Consider the following 5,781-nt stretch of genomic DNA (forward strand, 5'->3'; position numbering starts at 1 on the left):
CATCGCATGAAAATACGAGACAGCGAGCAGGTCAGCGGCGCCCAGGGCCTGACCGACGTAGCCCTGGCCCTGAACCTGGCCCATGCGCAGCGCGTGGCGCGAGCGCGTACGCCGACGCTGCGTCGGTGAAGGAGGGCGGCACGGTCAGCGGCAACGTGCTGAACAACGACGTCGGCGGCGCGGACGGCCCGGCGGTCACGGGTGCGGTCGTCGGCGTGCGCGCCGGTGCCGACACTTCCACATCAGCCATCGGCGGCCTCAATTCGCAGATCAACGGCACCTACGGTTACCTGACCCTCGACGCCAACGGCAATGCGGTTTATCACAGCAATCCCAACACCGTGAACGGCCCGGGCGCGGTGGACGTGTTCACTTACACCGTGCGTGATGCTGACGGCGATGAAAGCACCACCACCATCACCATCGATGTCTATAACAGTTGCCTGAAAGCGGTCAGCGACAGCGATGTCATCGTCTATGAAAAAGCCCTCGATCTGAACAAGGACGGCCAGGATCTGGCGGCGGGCAGTGTGGTCGGCAGCGACCCGGGCAACAACGGCGAAACCGCGTCCGGCACGCTGGTCGGTTCGGTCACCGGCGCGGTCGGCGCGATCAGCTATGCGCTGGTCGGCAGCGCCAGCGGCAACTACGGGCAGATTCAGCTCAACCCCAACGGCACTTACACCTACACGCTGACCTCGCCGGCGAGCACCACGCCACAGGCCGACGACGGTGCCAACACCCTGACGGAAACCTTCACCTATCAGGCCACTGATTCACTGGGGAACATCGTCACCAGCACGATTGTGATCAGCGTCGTCGACGACGTGCCGAAAGCATTGAATGACAGCAACGCCAACACCGCTTCGGAAAACCAGCTGAGCCTCACCGGCAATGTGCTGATCAATGATGTGCAAGGCGCCGACGTGGTGGCGACCGGACCGAATGCCGGACCGATTACCCCCGGCACCTTCACCGGTACTTACGGCACGCTGGTGCTCAACGCCAACGGCACCTACACCTATACGCTTAACACCAACGATGTGGACTTCAAAAACCTCGGCGGCGGGGGCAACGGCAGCGAGACCTTCACCTACACACTGACCGATGCCGACGGCGACACCAGCACGGCCAATCTGGTGCTGAACATCCATAACAACGACGACCCAATCTGCCTCGATGGCCTCGATGTGAAGGGCGGCGAACTCACCGTCTACGAGAAAAACCTCAGCGATGGCAGCAGCCCAGACACACCGGCTCTGACCCAGAGCGGGACCTTCACGGTCTCGGCCCTCGATGGCCTGCAAACCATGACCGTCGGTGGCATCGCCGTGGTGACCAACGGTGTCGCCGCCGGCTTCCCGCAATCGGTGGTTTCGCCACTGGGCAGCACCTTCACCGTCACCGGTTACAACCCGGCCACCGGTGTCGTGAGTTACAGCTACACCCTGGTCGATAACGAAACGCATCCGAATGCCAACGGCGCCAACAGCCTCACCGAGAACTTCGCCGTTGTCGCTACCGATACCGACGGCAGCAGCGCGAGCGGCCAGATCAACGTCAACATCGTCGACGATCTGCCGGCGGCCAACCCGGATGCGGCTTCGGTTGCGGAGGGCGACACCGTCAGTGGCAATGTCCTCAGCAACGATGTGGGCGGTGCTGACGGTCCGGCGATCAGCGGCGCGGTGGTTGGCGTGCGTGCCGGCGCCGATACTTCCTCTTCTGCCATCGGCGGTTTGAATTCGCAGATCAATGGTACCTACGGCTACCTGACCCTCGACGCCAACGGCAACGCCGTCTATCACAGCAATCCCAACGTGGTGAACGGCCCGGGCGCGGTGGATGTGTTCACCTACACCGTACGCGATGCCGACGGCGACGAAAGCACCACCACCATCACCATCGACGTGCACGACAGCTGCCTGATAGCCGCCAGCGATTCTGATGTGACGGTCTATGAAAAAGCCCTCGACCTGACCAAGGATGGCCAGGATCTGGCGCCCGGCACGGTGACCGGTAGCGATCCAGCCAACAGCGGCGAAACCGCGACCGGCACGCTGGTGGGGGCAGTCTCCGGCGGAACGGGCGCTATCACGTATACCCTGGTCGGCAGCGCCACCGGCAGCTATGGGCAGCTGCAGCTCAACGCCGACGGCACCTATACCTACACGCTGACCTCGGCGCCGAAAACCACGCCGAGCGCCAACGACGGACCGAACACCCTGAGCGAAAGCTTCACCTACCAAGCCACCGATGCGCTGGGCAACAGCACCACCAGCACGCTGGTGGTCAACATCGTCGACGACGTGCCCAAAGCCGTGGCATCGGATCGCTCGGTGGCGGCGGTGGAAATCGACTCCAACGTTCTCATCGTCCTCGATATTTCCGGGAGCATGGCCGACCCCTCTGGCGTACCTGGTCTGTCGCGACTGGACCTGGCCAAGCAGGCGATCAGCGCCTTGCTCGAAAAATACGACGACCTCGGCGATGTGAAAGTGCAGCTCGTCACTTTCAGCAGCGGCGCCACCGATCGCACCTCGGTGTGGGTCGACGTCGCCACGGCAAAAAACCTGCTCGCCGGGCTCAACGCCGGCGGCGGTACCAACTACGACGCCGCGGTGGCGGTGATGCAGAGCGCCTTCAACACCTCGGGGAAACTGACCGGGGCGCAGAACGTCGGTTACTTCTTCTCCGATGGCAAACCCAACGAGGGCGACATCGGTACGGCCGACGAAACAGCGCTGAAAAACTTCCTCGATGCCAACAACATCAAGAACTACGCGATCGGCCTGGGCAGCGGCGTGAGCAACGCCAACCTCGACCCGCTGGCCTATGACGGCATCAGCCACACCGACACCAACGCAGTGGTGGTCACCGACCTCAATCAGCTCAACTCGGTATTGTCCGGCACGGTGCAGGGCGCCCCGGTCACCGGCTCGCTGCTCGGCGAGGGCGGTTCGTTCGGCGCCGATGGCGGTTTCATCAAGTCCATCGTGGTCGACGGCACCACCTACACCTACGATCCGAAAGCCCTCGGCGGCCAAGGCTCGTTGACCGCGAGCGGCGGCGCCAATCACGGCACCTTCAACACCGCCAACAACACGTTGACCATCGCCACCAACAACAGCGGCACCTTGCTGATCAACCTCGACACCGGCGAGTACACCTACATCTCGCAGAAAACCACCGCGGTGGTCATCACCGAGAACATCGGCTTCACCGTCAGCGACAACGACGGCGACCTCGCCAGCTCGACGCTGACCGTGAAAGTGATTCCCAACGCGCCACCGGTGGCGATGGACGATCACGTCATCACCAACGTGCTGTCGGGCAACATCGTGGTGCCGGGCGAACTGTTGCTGGCCAACGACACCGATCCGAACGGCGATGTCCTCAACGCCACACCGACCAGTTTCAACACCGGTTGGATTTCAAAAGCGGCGGACTTCACCGGCTCGGGCGCGATCCTTTTCAATAACCCGAACAACAACGCCGCTAACCAAAGTCTTGCCAACGTACGCAACTCGTTCAATGCCACTGCCGCGACCATGACCGCCGTGCTCGTTGTCACGGGGTATCTCGGCTCGGTGAGCAACAGCAACGCCAACGACGAAGACCGCATTACCGTCAACCTGCGCCAGGGTGAAACCCTCAACCTGGATCACAACCTCGATCCCGGTCGGATCAGCATGGAGTACTCGCTCAATGGCGGTGCCTGGATTGCCCTGAATGACGGGCAGACCCTCACAGCGTCAGCCGATGGCGTGTACCAGATTCACATCACCAACATCGCCAACGCCACGGGTAACGGCAACCCGAACGGGGCGGAAAGCTATCAACTGACCATGACGTTGAACTACGCAGGCGCCCATGACGTTACGGCGGATTATCACGGCTCCTACACCGTCAGCGACAACCACGGCGGCAGCGACACGGCCAACGTCAGCATCAGTTATCAGGACGGCCACATCCTCACCGGCACTTCAGGCGACGATGTACTGGTGGCTGGCAACGGCGAAAACATCATCAATGCCGGCGACGGCAACGATGTGCTCACCGCAGGCTCAGGCAACAATGAGCTGCACGGCGGCGCCGGTAATGACTTGCTCTACAGCGGCGCGGGCAATGACCTGCTCGACGGCGGCACTGGCATTGATACCGCCAGCTACGCTCACGCAACGGCCGGCGTCAGCGTCAATCTCGGCCTGCTCGGCGCGCAAAACACCCTGGGCGCCGGCAGCGATACCCTGACCGGCATCGAAAACCTGCTCGGCTCCAACTTCAACGACAGCCTCACCGGCGACAACAACAGCAACGTGATCAACGGCGGCCTCGGCAACGACACTCTGAACGGTGGCGGAGGCGACGACCTGCTGATCGGCGGCCTGGGCAACAACACCCTGACCGGCGGGGCCGGGGCGGATACCTTCCAGTGGCTCAAGGGCAACAGCGGCCACGACCTGATCACCGACTTCACCCCCGGCACCGACAAGCTCGACCTGTCGCAACTGCTGCAAGGCGAAAACGCCAGCACCGCCTCGCTGGACGACTATTTGCACTTCACCGTCAGCGGCAGCGGCGCTTCGGTGATGACCAGCATCGACGTCAGCGCCATGGCCGGCGCCACGCCGAACCAGACGATTGATCTGGCCGGCGTCAACCTTGCCAGTCACTACGGCGTGACACCGGGCGCGGGCGGCATGGTGGCTGGCGGGCATGACACGGCGACGATCATCAGCGGGATGTTGAATGATCACTCGTTGAAGGTGGATACGGTGTAAGCGCAGTCTGAAACGAAAAAACCGCCGTCCCGGTTATCCGGACGGCGGTTTTTTTCTGCCTGAGGGTGCTGCGTTGCTCATACGTCAGGCTTCGCGAGCAGGCTCGCTACTACATGGGAACACCGTCAACAATGTGGGAGCGAGCCTGCTCGCGAAGGGGCCAGAACTGGCACCGAACCAACAGCTGCCGATTGATCGTTCCCACGCTTGATCGTACCCACGCAGAGCGTGGGAACGATCAGTGGAGGGTGGCGCTACTGCGGCAACTCCAGATTATCCAGCACCCGATTCATCGCCAGCTCGCCAAGCATGATCAACTGCGCAATCCCCAACAGCGTTCTGCGCTGCGAGGCGGGTATGAGGTTGGCGAAATCATTGGCGATGGTTCTGGCCGAGGCGAGGGTTTCGCAGGCGTTGGCCAGCAGTTCCTCGTTTTTGAAGTCAGCGGTCACGGCGTACATCGTGCGTTTTTTACGCGGCGGTGGAGGGGAACCGGGCGGGCAAAGGTAGTGATCGAGGGCGCGGTCGGCGGCCTCGTGGAGTTTGGTGGAGTCGAGGGAATCGTAGGGGGAGGTGGGGTCGGTTGCGGGTGGGTTTGGCGTTGGTTTGGTCATGGTTGAAGCCTCTAGAGTAGTGAAGCTGCCACCGTTCGCTGCTAACGAAGGAGGTGGCGGCTGTACGCGGGTTAGCAGACCAGGACTCTAGAACCCGGCGCACCGAAGTGCCCCACGCAAAGCCGCCATAACGGAGACGGATTTTGTGCGTCTAGAGATAACCCGGGCTGCTAAACCCGATCACTGAACATTCAGCGACTGGACCACAATAGAACCCGACCCCAAAGCGCACAAGCCGGCGGATTCTGGCTTGGCTGTAGGCAATGGCGCAAGGGTTTGTAGCCTGGAAGGCGTGTCTGGAGGTGTCTTTTAAACGCCTTCGTTTAAATCGAAAAGTTGCGCCGAATCGGATGGCCTCTTCGCGAGCAGGCTCGCTCCCACAT

Annotated in this window: 1 protein-coding gene and 2 pseudogenes; 1 reads left to right on the forward strand and 2 read right to left on the reverse strand. The window is 62.0% G+C overall.

Annotation, left to right across the window (positions count from 1 at the left end):
* Positions 1-102: pseudogene (locus ACYYKW_RS26325) on the reverse strand (transketolase); the annotation flags it as partial.
* Between ACYYKW_RS26325 and ACYYKW_RS26330 the strand changes: the two are divergent.
* Positions 102-4,784, forward strand: a pseudogene (locus ACYYKW_RS26330) (beta strand repeat-containing protein); the annotation flags it as partial. The pseudogenes ACYYKW_RS26325 and ACYYKW_RS26330 overlap by 1 nt on opposite strands.
* A 254-nt stretch (positions 4,785-5,038) precedes the next feature.
* Here ACYYKW_RS26330 and ACYYKW_RS26335 read toward each other — a convergent pair.
* On the reverse strand, positions 5,039-5,398 hold the full coding sequence (locus ACYYKW_RS26335) for a DUF6124 family protein (protein WP_464991575.1): 360 nt from the start codon (positions 5,396-5,398) through the stop codon (positions 5,039-5,041).
* Positions 5,399-5,781: the final 383 nt, after the last annotated feature.

This window comes from Pseudomonas sp. 15C (assembly GCF_055484735.1).

Excerpts from the sequence above, each read along its gene's own strand:
- ACYYKW_RS26335 (WP_464991575.1), bottom strand. The coding sequence starts at position 5,398 with ATGACCAAACCAACGCCAAACCCACCCGCAACCGACCCCACCTCCCCC.